The following is an 18,016-nucleotide window of genomic DNA, read 5'->3' as shown; positions in this document are numbered from 1 at the left end:
CTATGGCCATCAAGCAACTCCGAACCGCCTTTGCCAGCCAGTACCAGCCGGGCCAGCCCGCCCGCCTGCAGACCGGAGAGCCCCTTCAGGAGCCCGGTGGCGACTACGAGATGCTGCACAAGCAGATGAAGCGACTGTTCAACAGCAAGCCCGGGAAAAAATATGGGCGCTTCTCCGAGGACATCGGCGAAAGTCCGTTCAGCGCCTGGCTGAAGGATTATATGGAGGAGAAGCAGACCTTCGCCTCCCTCACCGATCGCCTGTTCGGTCAGTTCCAGGACCTGCTTAATAGCGCCCAGGAGGAATTCGCCGGCCACCTGATGCTGGTGCACGAGGCGTTGGCGGATGGTGAAGTGGCCTACCTGCTGGTACTGGAGTCCGACAGCGCCATGCGCTTCGACGGCAACCAGGCCCTGGACGCTACCGACGTGCTCAGCCTGTCACGCCTGAACCTGGCGGTTCGCATCGAACTGGACGACTGGCTTGGCGACCAAACCGCGGAAAACTACCTGACCCTGATCCATGGCCGGGGTACCGGTGAAGGCGGCGACCTGTTCATCCGCCTGTGCGGCTTCACCAACCAGGTGGACGTGGAAAAAGAAACGGTCACTTTCCTGGACGCGGTAGAGGCTTTCGCCAAGACCTCGGAACCGGAAAAGGCCGGCGAAGTCCGCGCCAAGGCCTACGAATTCTGCAAGGAACAGCACGCCCTGGGCGAACCGGTGGAGATCGGCGCCCTTTCAGGCTACCTGGACGAAAGCCAGCCGGAACGATTCCGGGAATTCGCCTCCCAGAACGCGGAGGTCCCGGAAAGCGGCGTGCTGCACCCGGACCACCGCAAGGTCAAGAAACTGGTCCGGATCGCCGGTTCCGGCGGCGGCATGAGCCTGTCATTCTCCTCCGACCTGGTGAACCAGGCGGTCTATTACGACCGTGACAAGGACGCGCTGACCATCACCCGCCTGCCCAAAGCCCTGCGGGAGCAGTTGCAACGGTATCTGGAAGGGCGCGAAAGCGAGTGAAGGTGTAGGTGTTATGAACCCGTCCGGCATCTGATGCATACTAAGGGCATACCATCATGACTACGGACAAAACCATGGACAACGTCGACCGCATGACCAGTCTTGAGAAAATCAGGGCCATGGAACAGCTCTGGGACGCATTGACCCGCGACAGTGAGCTGCCTGCTTCGCCCCACTGGCACGAAGAAGAACTACAGCGCCGAGCCTCCCGGATTCAGGAAAACCAGGTGAACTACCTGAGTCTTGACCAGTTGAAGGAGCGCGGCCCAAAAACATGAAACCCAGGACAGTGAGACTCACGGATGAGGCCATCAGAGACATCGATAACGCCACGATGTTCTATGACGAACTATTGGAAGGGCTGGGGAGATACTTCTTCGATTCCGTGACCACCGATATCGAGTCACTTGAGTTCTTCGCAGGCATCCACCAAAAGCGGCTCGGCTACTATTGCTGCCCAGCCAAGCGATTCCCGTTTCTGATCTACTACGATATGGAAAACGACGTAGTCAGTGTTGTGGCAATCCTCGATACCAGAAGAACCCCATACAAAGCTCAAAAGCGACTGGAAGACCAATAGGTATTAATCCTCAACCAGATCCGGATGCCGCTGCCGCCGCACCTCATTCATCCACCCTACCCCGTCGATTAACTCACCTGTCTCCGGATCAATCGGCGGGTATGGCAGCTTGCGGTCGTCGCAGTAGCGCTTGACGGTTGGCTGGCACCACTGGAACAGCAGGCGCATGTACTCGTCATCCGGCAGGCGGCGCTGGTCGAACAGGCCCGCCAGCTTTCGCTGGCGCTGGGCCTCGGACAGGATGATGGCGCAGGCGGACGAGACGTTCAGGGATTCCACCATGCCCATCATGGGAATGATGATGTGCTCATCCGCCTCGTCCGACGCCCTGTCACTGACCCCGTCCACCTCATTACCCATAATTACCGTGCAGGGCACCGTGTAATCCACCTCGCGATAATCCACCGCCCGGTCAGAAAGCTGCGCAGCGTAGACCTTGTGCCCGCTGGCCTTCAGGGAGGCCATGGCCTCACCCATGGTCGGATGGGTGTGAGTGCGCACCCAGTTATAGCTGCCGCCGGCGGTCTTGCGGAACGCCCGGAAGCCCTCCTTCGGCCACACCACATGCATGTTGGCCAGGCCAAAGGCATCGCAGGAGCGGATAATGGCGGACAGGTTGCGGGGTTTGTGGACCTGATCGGTCAGTACGCTGAGATCCGGCTGACGGGTGTCCAGGATCTGCTTGATGCGGGCAAGGCGTTCGGGAGTCATATTCAGGTCTTCTACTGCGTTCGGAAAGCTTGTTTGCCGGAAAACCCGGAATTTTACCACAACCTTCTACCAACTAACCGAGACAACGGTGGTTGATGAATAGCCACACCGTTATAATACCCGGTCCAATTTCGCCAATGCCCGGTGCCACCCCGTCCTCCGGCACAACATTCATTACGTTAGTTGAGACCCATGGCCAAGAAGCTTTTTATCAAGACCCACGGCTGCCAGATGAATGAGTACGATTCCGCCCGCATGGCGGACCTGCTCAAGACCGGCGAAGCGGTGGAAATGACCGACACACCGGAAGACGCCGACATCCTGTTGCTGAACACCTGTTCCATCCGGGAAAAGGCCCAGGACAAGGTGTTCCATCAGCTCGGCCGCTGGAAGAGTCTCAAGAAGCACAAGCCTGAGCTGATCATCGGCGTGGGCGGTTGCGTGGCCAGCCAGGAAGGCCAGACCATCATCGACCGGGCCCCCTACGTGGACATGGTGTTCGGCCCCCAGACCCTGCACCGTCTGCCGGACATGATCACCGAAATCAAGACCAAGGGTGATGGCGTCGGCGTGGTGGACGTCAGTTTCCCGGAGATCGAGAAGTTCGACAACCTGCCGTCCCCGGGCGCCGACGGTCCGTCCGCCTTCGTTTCCATCATGGAAGGCTGCAGCAAGTACTGCACCTTCTGCGTGGTGCCCTACACCCGTGGCGAGGAAGTCAGCCGCCCGGTGGACGACGTAATCGTGGAAGTCGCCCACCTCGCAAGCCAGGGCGTGCGGGAAGTGAACCTGCTGGGCCAGAACGTCAACGCCTACCGCGGCGAAACCCACGACGGCGACGTTATGGACATGGCGGAACTGATCGAGCTCATCGCCACCATCGATGGCATCGACCGCATCCGTTACACCACCTCACACCCGGTGGAGTTCTCCGATGCCCTGATTGACGTCTACGAGCGGGTTCCGGAACTGGTCAGCCACCTGCACCTGCCGGTCCAGAGCGGCTCCGACCGCATCCTGGCTGCCATGAAGCGTGGCCATACAGCTCTGGAGTACAAATCCAAGCTACGCCGCCTGCGCAAGATCCGCCCGGATATCAGCTTCTCATCCGACTTCATCATCGGCTTCCCGGGGGAAACCGAGAAAGACTTCGAGGACACCATGAAGCTGATCAACGACATCGGTTTTGATGTCTCCTTCAGCTTTGTCTATAGCGCCCGCCCCGGTACCCCGGCGGCCGACCTGCCGGACGACACCCCGATGGACGTCAAGAAACAGCGCCTGGCTATCCTCCAGCAGCGCATCAACCAGCAGGCCATGGACATCAGCCGCAAGATGGTTGGCACCACCCAGCGCATCCTCGTCACCGGCCTGTCCAAGAAAGACCCGGGCGAGTACGCCGGTCGCACCGAGAACAACCGCATCGTCAACTTCCGCCACGACGATCCCGAGGTGGTGGGCAACTTTATTGATGTGGAAATCAAGGAAGCGTTACCGAACTCCCTGAGGGGTTTGCCGGTCAACAACGAACTATACTGAGGGTCTGGATCAAAACCATGGCCTGATCGGTCGTGGTGCTGGGTGATATTTCTGCAGGAAAAAGGTGTCTGAGCGCAGCGAGTTCTTTTTCCGGAAGAAATATCACCCAGCTCCGCGACCGGCCCCCAAATCAGATAAAGAGGAAAGATTGACTACCACCACCGAAGCCCGACAATTCGATCTGAGCCCGGCCGACCAACGCCGGCTGGCTGTCCTGTGCGGCCAGTTTGATGAACACCTCAAGCATATAGAGCGCCGCATGGACGTCCGGGTAGGCCGCCGTGGCCATCATTTCCGCATCGAAGGCCCGCCGGAAAACGCCACCGCCGCCACCGAGGTCATCCGCCACCTGTACCGGGAAACCGAAGCCACCGACGACATCAGCCCGGAGACGGTTCACCTGTTCATCCGGGAATCCGGCTTCGAGCGACTGCCCCAGGCCTCCGAGTGGGACGGCAACCAGATTGTCATCAAAACGCCAAAACTGCAGGCCCGGCCCCGGGGCAAGAACCAGCAGAAGTACGTCCACAATATCCGCAACCACGACGTCAACTTCGGCATTGGCCCCGCTGGCACCGGTAAGACCTGGCTTGCCGTGGCCTGCGCCGTCGAAGCCCTGAAAGACGAACAGGTCAAACGCATCCTGCTGGTACGCCCGGCTGTCGAGGCCGGTGAGAAACTGGGCTTCCTGCCCGGCGACCTGGCCCAGAAAGTGGACCCCTACCTGCGGCCGCTATACGACGCGCTGTACGAGATGCTGGGCTTCGACCAGGTTACCCGTCTGATCGAAAAAAGCGTGATCGAGATCGCTCCACTGGCGTTCATGCGCGGACGTACCCTTAATAACTCCTTCATCATTCTCGACGAAAGTCAGAATACCACCCGGGAACAGATGAAAATGTTCCTGACCCGGATCGGCTTCGGTTCCACGGCGGTGATCACCGGTGACACCACCCAGGTGGACCTGCCAAGGGGGCAGAATTCCGGCCTGATTCATGCCGCCAGCGTGTTGAGCAAGGTATCGGGAATCGGCTTTACCCGCTTCGAGTCGGCTGACGTGGTCCGTCACCCGCTGGTACAACGGATTGTGGAAGCCTATGACACCTTCGGCGACGGCGATCCGGTATGAGCCAACTGATCGTGGACATACAGCGAGCCACCGACGCCGGTGACCTGCCCACGGACGATCAGCTTGTCCGCTGGGCCCAGGCAGGCTGGCAACAAACGCACGATTCCGAGGTAACCCTGCGCCTGGTGGACGACACCGAAAGCCGGTCACTGAATCACCAGTACCGGGGCAAGGACAGGCCCACCAATGTGCTGTCCTTCCCATTTGAGGCGCCAGCCGGTATAACAGTCCCTCTGGCCGGCGACCTGGTCGTCTGTGCGCCGGTGGTGGCCCGCGAGGCCACGGAACAGAACAAGACAACCGAGGCACACTGGGCTCACATGGTCATTCACGGCCTGTTGCATCTTCAGGGTTACGACCATATCGAAGATGATGAGGCCGAGGTGATGGAAGCCCTGGAAACCCGGTTGCTGGCCAAACTTGGCTACGGCAACCCCTACGAGACAGAGGAATCGGAACCACACTCATGAGCGACGATCAGTCGAGTCGCGGCCAGGACAGAAAGTCCTGGCTGGATCGAATATCCCAGGCTTTCTCCAGCGAGCCTGAGTCCGTTGAGGACGTGCTGGGGATCCTTCGCGACGCCGAAGAACACAACATCATCGACACCGATGCCATGAGCATCATCGAAGGCGCCATGCAGGTGATCGACATGCGCGTCGAAGAAATCATGATCCCCCGCTCCCAGATGGTGACCGTCAAGGGCTCCCAGGATCCCAAATCCTTCCTCAAGGAAATCATGGATTCCGCCCACAGTCGCTTCCCGGTGATTGGCGACAGCCAGGACGATGTCATCGGCGTACTGCTGGCGAAAGACCTGCTGCCACTGGCCCTCAACAACGAGCTGAACTGGAACCGCATCCGCGAGATCCTGCGCCCGCCCACTTTCGTGCCCGAGAGCAAGCGACTCAACCAGCTGCTCAAGGAATTCAAGGAAACCCGCAACCACATGGCCATCGTGGTTGACGAGTATGGTGGTACCGCCGGCCTGATTACCATCGAGGACGTGCTGGAACAGATTGTTGGTGAGATCGAGGACGAGCATGACTTCGACGAGGAAACCAACATCAAACCCCACGGCGACGGTTCCTGGGCTGTAAAAGCCATGACCTCAGTGGAAGACTTTAACGAGTTCTTTGGCACCGAAATGGACGAGCAGGAGTTCGACACCATTGGTGGCATTGTGCTCAAGGAGTTCGGCCACCTGCCCCGCCGGGGCGAAACCATCAGCTTCTATGGCTTCACGTTTACCATCGCCAACGCCGACAATCGGGTTATCCGGTTACTGCAGGTGACGCGGGACGATGTCGAGTAACCCCCTGGCCAGAACGCCACGATGGGCCAACAATCTGGCCCTGTTGCTGGCGGGCGCACTCCAGACACTCACACTGTCTCCCTGGGAGTGGTGGTGGGTCGGGCCACTCTCCGCCGCCCTGATCGTATTTGCCGCACTGCCTCTGGCGGCCAGGCACCTGTTCCTGGCCGGCTGGATGACCGGCCTCGGGCTGTTTGCCTCCAGCGTCACCTGGATCTATATCAGCATCAGTGAACATGGCAACACGTCCATTCCCATTGCGGTCACACTGATGGGGCTGTTCGTGGCCGGATTGGCCCTGGTGCACGGGCTGGCCTTCTGGTTCTGGGGCAAACTGGCAAAGCACAGCCAGGCCCGGAGACTGATTCTCTTTCCAGCGGTATGGGTGCTGGCGGACTGGATTCGGGGCTGGCTGTTAACCGGTTTCCCCTGGTCCTACCTGGGCACCGCACACGTGGATGGCCCGCTGGCCGGCTGGGCGCCGGTTATCGGCGTACACGGCATCACCCTGATGGTCATTGCCACCGGCGCTGCCCTGTATGGGCTGTACTGGCTGATCCGGTCCAGGCAGTCCACCCGGGCAGCTATTGTCGGCGCCTGTACCCTTGCCATCTGGCTGGCCGGTCCGATACTGAATCGTATCCAGTGGACCGAGGTTTCCGAAGATACCCTGAGCTTCGCCACCATGCAGGGCAACATCCCCCAGCAGATGAAGTGGGACCCGGACTTCCTGCGGGATCAACTGGTGATCTACCTGGGCCTGACCGAAGATGACTGGAGCCGGGATATCATCCTCTGGCCGGAAACGGCCATCCCCATCACCCAGGACCAGGCCGGGCCGATCATTGAGCACATACAGTCCAAACTTGGCGAGAACAGCACGCTGATCAGCGGCATCCCCTGGTACACCTACAGTGCTGACCGGGAGGACTACACCTTCCATAACTCGATCATGGCCATCGGCGAGCAGGGTGAAGGGGTGTACCACAAGCAGAAGCTGGTTCCATTTGGTGAGTATGTTCCCCTGGAGCAGTGGCTTCGGGGCATCATCGGCTTCTTCGACCTGCCCATGTCCAGCTTCAGCGCGGGCCCGCAATATCAGGCTCCACTGTCAGCCGGCGAGGCACGTCTGACCCCCGCTATCTGTTATGAGGTGGCTTATCCGGATTTCGTGGCCATGAACGCCCGCCGTGGCAATATGCTGGTCACTATCAGCAACGACGGCTGGTTCGGGGATTCCATCGGCCCCCACCAGCATCTGCAAATGGCCCGTATGCGTGCTCTGGAAACCGGTCGCTATATGCTACGGGGCACCAACAACGGGGTAACGGCGGTGATTGATCAGAAAGGGCAGATCACCGGGCGCATCCCCCAGTTCGAACGGTCCGTAATGGATGGCGAGATTCGCACGGTCAGTGGCAATACGCCCTTCATGCTGACCGGCTCGTGGCCGGTACTGACCCTGGTGGCGATACTGATTGTGTTCGTACGGGAGCGGGTGATTCCCACTAGCCCCTTTCCCCTGGAGGGAGAGGGGCTGGGGAGAGGGGGGAGAGGTTAACCCCGCAGTTCGACCTCGGGCGCCCTGCGGGCACCTCCCCCTCTCCCTGGCCCTCTCCCTCAAGGGGAGAGGGAAAGTTTAACGCGAACTCGGTACAGAGCAGGGCTCCAGGTAGTCGATCAGCAACTGCAGGCTGGTGCGCCCGCGGAAGGTATTGGCATCCGGCTTGTAGACTACCCGGGCGCCACAGCGGGTGAAATCCGGCACCTCGGGCCCGGTGTTGAAGGCAATGCCATCAATGGCCTCACGACCGTCCACCGGTTGCAGTACCAGCTTCAGGTGATTCTCGCCGACGATGCGCTGGCTGATCACCCGGAAGTCGCCGTCAAACAGGGGTTCCGGAAAATGCTGCCCCCACGGCCCGGCCCGCTTCAGCAGGTGCGCGGTTTCCAGGCATAGTTCGGCAGGACTCAGTGGGCCATCCGTAACAATAGCCGCCTCCAGGTCGTCTTCTGTCAGAGCCTCTCTCACCGCCTCATCAAAAGCTTTGCTGAAGCGCTCCAGATCGTCGCCGGCAATGGTCATGCCGGCCGCCATGGCGTGGCCACCAAACTTCTTCAGCAGACCGGGATGACGGGCATCAACTACAGTCAGGGCATCGCGGATGTGAAGGCCAGGGATGGAGCGGGCTGACCCCTTGATTTGCTGGCCATCCTCATCCGGCGCGAATGCAATGGTGGGCCGGTGGGTCTGCTCGCGGATCCGGGCCGCCAGGATACCAATGACACCCTGGTGCCAATCCGGATCAAACAACGCCAGCCCCCAGGGCAACCCCTCCAGGTCAAGGGACATGGATGCCAGCAACTCCTGGGCCTGGGCCTTCATGTCCCGCTCAATCGTGCGCCGCTCCCGGTTGAAGGTATCCAGCTCCCGGGCCAGGCGCAGGGCCTCGTCGGGGTCATCCGCCAACAGGCAGGCAATGCCGATACTCATATCATCCAGGCGTCCGGCGGCATTGAGGCGCGGGCCCACAACAAAACCGAGATCAGTGGAGCTGATCGCGGTGTGATCGCGCCCGGCCACATTCAGCAACGCCAGGATGCCCGGCCGGGCCAGACCCTGCCGGATGCGCCGCAGGCCCTGTTCCACAAAGATGCGGTTATTGTGGTCCAGCGGCACCACATCGGCCACCGTGCCAAGGGCCACAAGGTCCAGCAGGGTGCCCAGGTTGGGCTCCGGCCGGGGTAGCCTGCCCAGTTCCCGGAGGTGCTTGCGCAAGGCGGTCAGTACGTAGAACATCACCCCGACCCCGGCGGCATTCTTGCTCAGGAAGGGGCACTCCGGCTGGTTCGGATTCACGATGGCGTCCGCTTGCGGCAACCTGTCACCGGCCAGGTGGTGATCGGTAATCACTACCTTCATACCCGCTTCCCGGGCAGCAAGCACGCCTTCGTGGGCAGAGATACCATTGTCCACCGTCACCAGAAGATCCGGGGTATCGCCCTCCTCCACCAGCCGGTGAATGATGCCCGGTGTCAGGCCATAGCCATCCGCAAAACGGCTGGGCACACGAAAGTCAATGTGGCCCAGTCCCAGCATGGAGAGTCCCAGCATGGCCACCGCCGTGCTGGTGGCCCCGTCCGCGTCAAAGTCACCGAGGATCACCACCCGTTTCTGGTGCTCGATGGCATCCGCCAGCAGTTCCACGGCCCGGTCGATACCCCGCAACTGCATGGGAGATGCCAGGTGCTTGAGGGTATAGCTCAGCTCCTCATCTGAGGAGACCCCCCGTGAGGCGTAGAGTCGGCGGAGCAACGGCGGCAGGTCACTGCCCCAGTCCGGAGGTGTTTCGGAGCCAGGGCGGCGCAAAATTTTCTTGGGAGTCATAGACACTCAGTGGTAGCCGGAAGGGGCAACCCCTCCCGGTTCATCAGGCGTATTTCCAGTGCTTTGCCATGAAGTCCTGAACGGCGGTCAGATTGTTCTCGAGCACCGTGTAGCGCTCATCCCGTTCGAACAGGTCCGCCATGTGGGCAGGCAGTTCCGGCTTGACAGACAGACCGGCCTCAGCAATGGCATCCGGGAACTTGGCGGGGTGGGCCGTGCCCAGTGTGATCATCGGCACACTGCTATCCCTTCGGCAGGCCCTGGCCGCCTTCACGCCGATGGCGGTGTGTGGGTCCAGCAGGTATTCGTTGTCGTCATATACCTGCCTGATGGTCTCGCAGGTGGTCTTGTCATCCACCGCTTCACTGTCGAACAGTTTGCGGGCATGGCGCCAGCGATAGTCCTCGATACTGACCGGCCCCTTGGCGGCATTCTCCAGCAACCGCTTTACGGCGGCGCCATCGCGGCCATGCAGGTCAAACAGCAGCCGCTCGAAATTGCTGGATACCATGATGTCCATGCTCGGCGACAGAGTATGCTCCAGCTGGTGCTGCTCGTACTTGTTGCCGCTCATGAAGCGATGCAGGATATCGTTGCGGTTGGTGGCGATCACCAGTTGCGAGATGGGCAGCCCCATTTTCTTCGCCAGGTAGCCGGCAAAGATATCTCCGAAGTTACCGGTGGGCACCGAGAACGCCATGGAGCGGTCAGGCCCACCCAGGGAGAGAGATGCCTGGAAGTAGTATACGATCTGGGCCATGATCCGGGCCCAGTTGATGGAGTTCACCGCCGCCAGCCGGACCTTGCCACCCATAAAGGACTGGTCACCAAAGCTGGCCTTGACCATGCGCTGGCAGTCATCAAAATTGCCCTTCACGGCAATGTTATGGATGTTGTCGCCAGGCACAGTAGTCATCTGGCGGCGCTGGACTTCGGATACCCGCTCGTGGGGGTGCAGGATAAAGATATCCACGTGCTCGCAGCGACGGCAGCCCTCAATGGCGGCAGAACCGGTATCGCCCGACGTAGCCCCCATGATGACCGCATGCTCTCCACGCTTTTCCAGCACGTAATCCAGCAGGCGCCCCAGCAGTTGCAGGGCGAAGTCCTTGAACGCCAGGGTCGGGCCCCGGAACAGCTCAAGCACCCATTCGTTACTGTCCAGCTGGACCAGGGGGGCGATAGCCTTGTGGGCGAAGACGGCATACGTCTCCTCCAGCATCTGGCGGAATTCCGCCTCAGGGATGGCATCGTCCACAAACGGGTACATGACGTTGAACGCCAGCTCGCTGTAAGACAGCCCCCGCCAGCTGCGGATCTCCTCAAGACTGAAATGGGGCAGCGATTCCGGTACGTAAAGCCCGCCGTCCGTTGCCAGACCGGTCAGAAGAACGTCCTCAAAGCCCAGGGCCGGGGCTTCACCCCGTGTACTGATGTATCTCACGTGCTTACCTGTCAGTTGAAGTTTTCAGCGCGGATGCGAACAACCTGGTCATCCACTTCGTCCAGGGCTTCCAGTTCCTCAATGGCCTGATTGACCTGGCGCTCCTGTACTGTATGGGTGAGGATGATGACCGGAATCCGGCCGTCATGGACCTCGGATTCCTTCTGCATGATCGATTCGATATTGATGCCATGCTCACTGAGAATGGAGGCCACCTTGGCCAGCACACCCGGACGGTCCAACGCCTGGATGCGCAGGTAGTAAGCCGACTGGGTGAACTCCATGGGCAACACTTCGAGGTTCTCGATGGCCTCGGGCGCGAAGCCCAGGTAGGGCACGCGGCCCTCCTTGCCGCCCTGGACAGCCCGGGCCACGTCCACGATATCGGCAATAACAGCCGAAGCAGTCGCTTCGTCACCGGCCCCCGGGCCGTAGTACATGGTCTGGCCAACGGCGTCGCCATCCATCAATACGGCATTCAGCACACCATCCACCTGCGCAATCAGATGACTCTGGGGTACCAGGGTGGGATGCACACGCAGTTCGATACCGCCTTCCCGACGACGGGCGATACCCAGGTGCTTGACGCGGTAGCCCAGCAGTTCAGCGTGGGCAATATCATAAGGCGTCAGACGGGAGATACCCTCGGTGTAGGCCCGTTCAAACTGAAGCGGCACACCGAAGCTGGCGGAAGCCATGATGGTGAGCTTGTGGGCTGCATCCACCCCTTCCACATCAAAGGTCGGATCCGCCTCCGCGTAGCCCAGGTCCTGCGCTTCCTGGAGCACCTCGTTGAAGGCCCGGCCCTTGCGCATCTCCGTGAGAATGTAGTTGCCGGTACCGTTGATGATGCCGGCCAGCCAGTCAATACGGTTGGCTGCCATGCCTTCACGGATTGCCTTGATAACGGGGATACCACCGGCAACGCCGGCTTCGTAGGCAACCACAACACCGGCGTTGTCAGCGGCCTCGAAGATCTCGTTGCCGTGGACAGCAATCAGGGCCTTGTTGGCGGTGACCACGTGCTTGCCCTTTGCGATGGCGGCGAGGACCAGTTCACGGGCCGTCTCGTAGCCACCGATCAGTTCAACCACGACATCCACATCGGGATCGTTGACCACGTCCATGATATCGGTGCTGAAGGGAATGTCCCCCAGATCAATATCATCCCGCCAGGTGCGTGTCGCCACCCGCGCGGTCCGGATACTGCAGCCAGCACGACCGGAAATCAGGCTGGCATTCCTGGCCAACACGTTAAATGTCCCGCCACCGACGGTTCCCAATCCGCAGATTCCGACCCTGACTTCTTTCAAGCTTTCACCTCAATGCCCGCTGAATGTTTTGCGGGCATAGTATACCGATTAGCCGGGCTCAGAACAGCACCACCGGACTCATAACCGGCGGCAGCTCACAGCAGTCCCAGGCCCTCGGCCAGCTTGTCCGCCGGCACGTAACCACGAATCATGCTGCCATCTTCCAGCACGATGGCCGGCGTCCCGGTGACACCAATGCGCTGCCCAAGCTGGTACTGCTCACCGACCGGGTTGTCACAGGTACGCTCTTCGATCTGCGCGCCCGCCTTGGCACGGCTCATGGCGGCCTGCGGGTCATCAGAACACCATACCGACTCGTACTTGAGGAACGACGGGGTACCGGTACCCGAACGGGGAAAGGCGTAGTAGTTCACGGTAATGCCCAGCTCGTTGATGCGCCCCATCTCATCATGAAGTTTGCGACAGTAGGGGCAGTCGATATCGGTGAACACGCTCACCACTGCCTTTTCTTCGCCCGCCGCCTTGAAGGCAATCACACCATCATCGCCGAAGGCCTCCATGGTTTTGGCACGGTCACCGGATCGGGCCTGTTCGGTCACATTGACCACCCCTTCGTCAGTAAGCTGCATCAGCTCGCCAGCGATCAGGTACTCGCCATCTTCGGTGGCGTAGATCATGTCCCGGTTGTTGGTCCTGACTTCATACAGACCCGAAACGACCGACTCCGACACGCTGTCAATCCGCAGCCCAGGAACCGCCTGGTTAAGACGTTCAGTAATGGTTTCCTCGGGACTCTCGGCCTGAGCGACGGGTACAACGGCAAACAGAGACAGCGCCAGGCCCGCGGCCAGACCCGTTGCCGATGCCGGCAACAATCGGGGGAAGGTATGACTCATGAATATTCCTGTGTACTGGGTAAATGGGTTGGATGTAATCAGGGCTTCAGTAAAACAGAGCCGTTATGCCGAGGCAATTTTCCGATCACGCTAATGTGACTGGGATGGGATGAAAAAGTTCAGCGGGTCGCCCGGACGGGCACTAACCCCGGGGGTGATGAGACTGGTGCAGATCCTGCAAACGCTGTCGCGCGACATGGGTGTAGATCTGGGTGGTGGAGAGGTCCGCATGCCCCAGCAGCATCTGCACCACCCTCAGGTCGGCACCATGGTTAAGCAGATGGGTGGCAAAGGCATGGCGCAGCGTATGCGGCGACAACTTCTTGCGGATGTCGGCCCGCCGGGCGTAATGCCTGACCCGGTACCAGAACGCCTGGCGGCTCATGGCGGTGCCCCGGTTACCGGGGAACAGGTCATCGGAGACACGGCCACGCAGCAGCTCACCCCTGGCTTCATTCATATAGCGCAGCAGCCAGTCCACCGCCTCCTCCCCCAGCGGCACCAGGCGCTCCTTGTCGCCCTTGCCGGTAACCCGGACCACGCCCTGACGCAGATTGACCTGATCAACCCGCAGCGAGACCAGTTCACTGACCCGCAGCCCACACCCATAGAGGATCTCCAGCATGGCCCGGTCCCGGAGCTCCAGGCGCTGATCCTGCACCTGGTCTCCCAGGGGTTCATCCAGCAATGCTTCCACGTCCGCCTCAGAGAGGGATTCCGGCAAACGGCGAGACAGGCGGGGGCTTTCGATACGCAGGGTGGGGTCTTCGGTGATCAGGTGTTCCCGCAGCAAATAACGGTAAAACCGCCTGAGTCCCGACAGGCGACGGGCCGCTGTGGCATTCTTTCGACCTTCGGCGAAAGCCGCGGAGATCCAGCCCAGAAGATCGTCGCGGGCAGCCTGCTGCAGAAGCGGAGCCGCCGGCCTCACCGACAGCCAATGGGCCAGCTTGCGAAGATCACTGCCATAGGCGGCGCGAGTCTTCTCGCCCAGACCATCTTCCAGCCACAACGCATCCAGGAATCGCTGGATAACCTGGTCATCCTCATCCCTGATTGCGCTTTTCGGCACACGGGTGCTCATGACCCCAGACCTCCAGAAGGCTTACATGCCCTGACGGCGTGTTTCGCAGAGTCTACTGCGGCCGCCTGACGCAAAAAAGGGCAGCCGGAGCTGCCCTTTTCAGGAAAGCTGCCACCGGTTTGCAAACCCGTCGCAGCCTGTTCCACCAGACTGATATCAGCCCAGCTTTTCCTTGATCCGTGCGGCCTTGCCGGACAGTTCGCGGAGGTAGTACAGCTTGGCCTGACGAACATCGCCGCGACGCTTCACGGAAATGCTGTCGATCAGACGGGAAAACGTCTGGAAAGTACGCTCAACACCCACACCGTAAGACACCTTGCGAACGGTAAAGGAAGAGTTGATGCCACGGTTACGCTTACCGATAACCACGCCTTCAAAGGCCTGCAGACGCTCACGGTTACCCTCGGTCACGCGGACCTGGACAACCACGGTGTCGCCCGGTGCAAACTCCGGGATTTCCCTGTTGATCTGTTCTGATTCAATCTGACTGATGATGTCGTTCTTGCCACTCATCGTTATGTGCTCCTGATACCCAATCTCATAATGCCCTGATTCAATCAGAGGCACCCGGTTCGTTTAAAATCTCGTCCAGCAGCTCACGCTCTTCGTCCGTCAGCACCCGCTGCTCCAGCAGGTCGGGGCGTCGCTCCCGGGTTCGCCTCAGCGACTCTTTCAGCCGCCAGCGCCGGATCTGTTCGTGGTGACCGCCCAACAATACATCCGGCACCGCCTGACCCTCGTAAATCTCGGGCCGGGTGTAGTGCGGACAATCCAGCAGACCATCAGCAAAGGAATCCTGCTCTGCTGACTGCGCATGACCCAGCGCTCCGGGGATGAGGCGTGCCACCGCATCAATGACGGCCATGGCCGCCAGTTCGCCACCGGAAAGAACAAAATCTCCCAGTGACACTTCCCGATCGACTTCCGTCGAGATCAGGCGTTCGTCAACACCCTCGTAGCGACCTGCCACGAGAATCAGACTGTCCTGTGAAGCCAGTGACTCCACCACCTGCTGGCTCATTCTCTCGCCCTGGGGCGACAGGTAAACCACACAGGCCTTGCCCGGTGCCTCCTTGCGGGCGGCATGGATAGCATCCCGCAACGGCTGAATCTTCATCAGCATGCCGGGACCGCCACCGTATGGCCGGTCATCCACCGTGCGATGCCGGTCATGGGTAAAGTCCCTCGGGTTCCAGCTCTGAAGGGTCAATAACCCGTCACGCACTGCCCTGCCGGTAATACCGTAATCGGTGACCGCACCGAACATGTCGGGGAACAGACTGATCGCGCCTATCCACACCCCTCAGAACTCCGGGTCCCAGTCCACGACCAGGCGCCCGGCCGTCAGATCCACCTCACGAACCACTTGGTCCGGCAGATAGGGAATCAGGCGCTCGCGCTGGTCAATGGAGGCGTCGTCTGCCTTGACAACCAGAACGTCGTTGGACCCCGTTTCCAGCAGATGATGCACCTTACCCAGGCGCTCACCCTCAACCGTAAACACGTCCAGCTTTTCCAGCTGATACCAGTAGTACTCGCCTTCCGGCAGTTCCGGCAACTCCTCCAGCGGCACCCGGATCTCGGCACCACCGTAGGTTCGGGCGAGGTCCCGATCATCAATTCCCTTGAGCTTGACCACAATCCCCTGCCCCTGGCGGCGACCGGTCTCAAGCTCGGCGGCGATACGCTTGCCATCCTGGAGCAATGTCCAGTGGCGGTAGTTCAGTATGCCGTCAACAGGGTCAGTATAGGAGTAGACCTTGAGCCACCCCTTGACCCCGAAGACCGAGGTAATCCGGCCGATCACAGTTTCCTGCGGATGCTGTGCCATGCCCGAACCCCGGTAAGTCTGTTACTTGGCGGCAGCCTTCAACAGCTGTGCGACACGCTCGGACGGCTGGGCGCCCTGCTTGATCCAGTGATCCACGCGCTCCTGGTCAACGCGCAGGCGCTCTTCCTGACCACGGGCTACCGGGTTGAAGAAACCTACACGCTCGATAAAACGACCATCACGTGCATTACGGCTGTCTGTGACTGCCAGGTGGTAGAAGGGACGCTTCTTGGCGCCGCCACGAGCCAAACGGATTGTTACCATTTCGACCAATATCCTGTTCTGTTGTGCGAACTTTATACGATGCGCACCAACCACGACTGCGGTGGCACGTCGACCCATACTCGAAAGGGGCGCTATTCTATGCTAATTCCCCGGCAAAGAAAACAGCCAACCGCTGTCGATTTCTACCTACGGCCCATAGGCGGCATGCCTCCGCCGCCACCGCCCGGTGGCATCATTCCCTGCATGCCCCGCATCATGTTCTGCATACCGCCTTTCTTGCCAAACTTTTTCATCATCTTCTGCATCTGCTTGTGCTGTTTGAGAAGACGATTTATATCCTGGATCTGGGTACCGGAGCCGGAGGCAATACGGCGCTTGCGGGAGTTGTTAATGCTGTCCGGGTAACGACGCTCCTTGGGTGTCATGGAACAGATAATGGCTTCCATCTGCCCAAAGGACTTGTCGTTGACCTGACTCTGCGCCATCTGGGCCATCTGCCCCATGCCGGGCAGCTTGTCCAGCATGCCGCCGATACCGCCCATGCTCTTCATTTGCTGCAACTGGTCACGAAAGTCCTCCAGATCAAAACTCTTGCCCTTCTTGATCTTTTTGGTGAGTTTTTCCGCTTTCTGCTTGTCCAGCTTGCGCTCGGCTTCCTCTATAAGGGACAGCACGTCACCCATGCCGAGGATCCGCGACGCCACCCGGTCCGGATGGAATGGCTCCAGGGCATCAGATTTCTCGCCCACACCCATAAACTTGATGGGCTTGCCGGTGATATGCCGCACGGACAATGCCGCGCCGCCCCTGGCATCGCCATCCGTCTTGGTCAGTACCACACCGGTCAATGGCAATGCATCGCTGAATGCCTTGGCGGTATTGGCGGCGTCCTGGCCGGTCATGGCGTCTACCACGAACAGGGTTTCCGCCGGGCTGACCGCTTTATGCAGGCGGCCGATCTCACCCATCATCTGCTCGTCCACATGCAGGCGGCCGGCAGTGTCCAGGATCACCACATCAATGTGCTTCTTGCGGGCGGCATCGATGGCGCCCTCAGCGATGGCGACCGGGTCCTGATCGGCAGAGCTGGGGAAGAATTCCACCCCCACTTCACCCGCCAGGGTTTCCAGTTGCCTGATGGCCGCCGGCCGGTAGACGTCGGCGCTCACCACCATAACGGATTTCTTTTCCCGCTCCCTCAGCAGGCGGGCGAGCTTGGCCACCGTGGTGGTCTTACCCGCACCCTGCAGGCCGGCCATCATGATCACGGCCGGCGGGCGCACGGACAGGTTCAGCCTCTCGTCGCCGGAGCCCATCACCTGTTCAAGCTCCTGCTGGACGACCTTCACGAACACCTGGCCCGGAGAAAGACTGCGCTGCACCTCCTGACCCAGCGCGCGCTGACGCACACCCTCGACAAAGGACTTCACCACCGGCAGGGCAACGTCGGCCTCCAGCAGGGCCATGCGAACCTCGCGCAGCGTTTCCTTTATATTGTCATCGGTCAGCTTGGCCTGGCCGGAAATTTTCCTGAGACTCCCCGAGAGTCGATCTGTCAGGTTTTCAAACATGATGGTA

The 18,016-nt window shown here is 60.3% G+C and carries 19 protein-coding genes; 8 read left to right on the top strand and 11 right to left on the bottom strand.

All coding sequences use genetic code 11. The features are described 5' to 3' along the window. Positions 1-2: 2 nt before the first annotated feature. Genes ACFOZ5_RS10945 through ACFOZ5_RS10935 form a run of 3 tightly spaced genes read left to right on the top strand, consistent with a single transcriptional unit; the run spans position 3 to position 1,602 of the window. Complete coding sequence (locus ACFOZ5_RS10945; protein WP_379887173.1) at positions 3-1,022, top strand: nucleoid-associated protein; 1,020 nt, start codon at positions 3-5, stop codon at positions 1,020-1,022. A gap of 56 nt (positions 1,023-1,078) precedes the next feature. Beyond that, positions 1,079-1,300, top strand: coding sequence for an addiction module protein (locus ACFOZ5_RS10940; RefSeq protein ID WP_379887171.1), 222 nt, complete (start codon positions 1,079-1,081; stop codon positions 1,298-1,300). Next, positions 1,297-1,602: a type II toxin-antitoxin system RelE/ParE family toxin gene (locus tag ACFOZ5_RS10935; RefSeq protein WP_379887169.1), complete on the top strand. Its 306-nt coding sequence runs from the start codon at positions 1,297-1,299 to the stop codon at positions 1,600-1,602. Before ACFOZ5_RS10940 ends, ACFOZ5_RS10935 begins: the two co-directional genes overlap by 4 nt. A 3-nt stretch (positions 1,603-1,605) precedes the next feature. Here ACFOZ5_RS10935 and trmH read toward each other — a convergent pair whose 3' ends face one another. Then, a complete protein-coding gene (gene trmH, locus ACFOZ5_RS10930; protein WP_379887167.1) occupies positions 1,606-2,313 on the bottom strand; it encodes a tRNA (guanosine(18)-2'-O)-methyltransferase TrmH in 708 nt (235 codons plus the stop codon). 192 nt (positions 2,314-2,505) lie between these two features. On the opposite strand from trmH, the gene miaB reads away from it, so the two are divergent. The 5 genes from miaB to lnt all read left to right on the top strand — a co-directional run bounded on the left by miaB (position 2,506) and on the right by lnt (position 7,857). Continuing rightward, positions 2,506-3,852 (top strand): tRNA (N6-isopentenyl adenosine(37)-C2)-methylthiotransferase MiaB, encoded by a 1,347-nt coding sequence (miaB, locus tag ACFOZ5_RS10925; RefSeq protein WP_379887165.1) that lies wholly within the window; start codon positions 2,506-2,508, stop codon positions 3,850-3,852. Between the two features lie 148 nt (positions 3,853-4,000). Next, entirely contained in the window at positions 4,001-4,981 is a 981-nt protein-coding gene (locus ACFOZ5_RS10920; protein WP_379887163.1) for a PhoH family protein, read from the top strand. After that, positions 4,978-5,451 carry an rRNA maturation RNase YbeY gene (ybeY, locus tag ACFOZ5_RS10915; RefSeq protein WP_379887161.1) on the top strand — a complete coding sequence of 158 codons (474 nt, stop codon included), beginning with the start codon at positions 4,978-4,980 and terminating at the stop codon, positions 5,449-5,451. The genes ACFOZ5_RS10920 and ybeY overlap by 4 nt, the downstream gene beginning before the upstream one ends. Further along, on the top strand, positions 5,448-6,296 hold the full coding sequence (locus ACFOZ5_RS10910) for an HlyC/CorC family transporter (protein ID WP_379887159.1): 849 nt from the start codon (positions 5,448-5,450) through the stop codon (positions 6,294-6,296). Before ybeY ends, ACFOZ5_RS10910 begins: the two co-directional genes overlap by 4 nt. Beyond that, on the top strand, positions 6,286-7,857 hold the full coding sequence (lnt, locus tag ACFOZ5_RS10905) for an apolipoprotein N-acyltransferase (RefSeq protein ID WP_379887158.1): 1,572 nt from the start codon (positions 6,286-6,288) through the stop codon (positions 7,855-7,857). The genes ACFOZ5_RS10910 and lnt overlap by 11 nt, the downstream gene beginning before the upstream one ends. 78 nt (positions 7,858-7,935) lie before the next feature. On the opposite strand, the gene recJ is transcribed toward lnt, so the two are convergent. The 10 genes from recJ to ffh form a co-directional block, all read right to left on the bottom strand. Beyond that, a complete protein-coding gene (gene recJ / locus ACFOZ5_RS10900) occupies positions 7,936-9,684 on the bottom strand; it encodes a single-stranded-DNA-specific exonuclease RecJ (protein WP_379887156.1) in 1,749 nt (582 codons plus the stop codon). Between the two features lie 43 nt (positions 9,685-9,727). Further along, complete coding sequence (gene thrC, locus ACFOZ5_RS10895; RefSeq protein WP_379887154.1) at positions 9,728-11,128, bottom strand: threonine synthase; 1,401 nt, start codon at positions 11,126-11,128, stop codon at positions 9,728-9,730. 11 nt (positions 11,129-11,139) lie between these two features. Further along, on the bottom strand, positions 11,140-12,441 hold the full coding sequence (locus tag ACFOZ5_RS10890) for a homoserine dehydrogenase (RefSeq protein ID WP_379887151.1): 1,302 nt from the start codon (positions 12,439-12,441) through the stop codon (positions 11,140-11,142). Positions 12,442-12,536: 95 nt separating this feature from the next. Beyond that, positions 12,537-13,298, bottom strand: a complete 762-nt coding sequence (locus tag ACFOZ5_RS10885) for a thioredoxin fold domain-containing protein (protein ID WP_379887149.1) — start codon at positions 13,296-13,298, stop codon at positions 12,537-12,539. A 142-nt stretch (positions 13,299-13,440) separates the two neighbouring features. Then, positions 13,441-14,382 (bottom strand): site-specific tyrosine recombinase XerD, encoded by a 942-nt coding sequence (gene xerD / locus ACFOZ5_RS10880; RefSeq protein ID WP_379887147.1) that lies wholly within the window; start codon positions 14,380-14,382, stop codon positions 13,441-13,443. A gap of 156 nt (positions 14,383-14,538) precedes the next feature. Further along, complete coding sequence (rplS, locus tag ACFOZ5_RS10875; protein WP_379887145.1) at positions 14,539-14,895, bottom strand: 50S ribosomal protein L19; 357 nt, start codon at positions 14,893-14,895, stop codon at positions 14,539-14,541. Positions 14,896-14,935: 40 nt separating this feature from the next. Further along, positions 14,936-15,682 (bottom strand): tRNA (guanosine(37)-N1)-methyltransferase TrmD, encoded by a 747-nt coding sequence (gene trmD / locus ACFOZ5_RS10870; protein ID WP_379887143.1) that lies wholly within the window; start codon positions 15,680-15,682, stop codon positions 14,936-14,938. Between the two features lie 3 nt (positions 15,683-15,685). Next, positions 15,686-16,213 carry a ribosome maturation factor RimM gene (gene rimM / locus ACFOZ5_RS10865; protein ID WP_379887141.1) on the bottom strand — a complete coding sequence of 176 codons (528 nt, stop codon included), beginning with the start codon at positions 16,211-16,213 and terminating at the stop codon, positions 15,686-15,688. 21 nt (positions 16,214-16,234) lie between these two features. Further along, positions 16,235-16,477, bottom strand: a complete 243-nt coding sequence (gene rpsP, locus ACFOZ5_RS10860) for a 30S ribosomal protein S16 (protein ID WP_379887139.1) — start codon at positions 16,475-16,477, stop codon at positions 16,235-16,237. A gap of 143 nt (positions 16,478-16,620) precedes the next feature. Then, complete coding sequence (gene ffh / locus ACFOZ5_RS10855; RefSeq protein WP_379887137.1) at positions 16,621-18,009, bottom strand: signal recognition particle protein; 1,389 nt, start codon at positions 18,007-18,009, stop codon at positions 16,621-16,623. Positions 18,010-18,016: the final 7 nt, after the last annotated feature.

The sequence above is a fragment of the Marinobacter lacisalsi genome (genome assembly GCF_042651045.1).
GTDB lineage: Bacteria > Pseudomonadota > Gammaproteobacteria > Pseudomonadales > Oleiphilaceae > Marinobacter > Marinobacter lacisalsi.
This window is presented reverse-complemented; position numbering and strand designations above follow the sequence as displayed.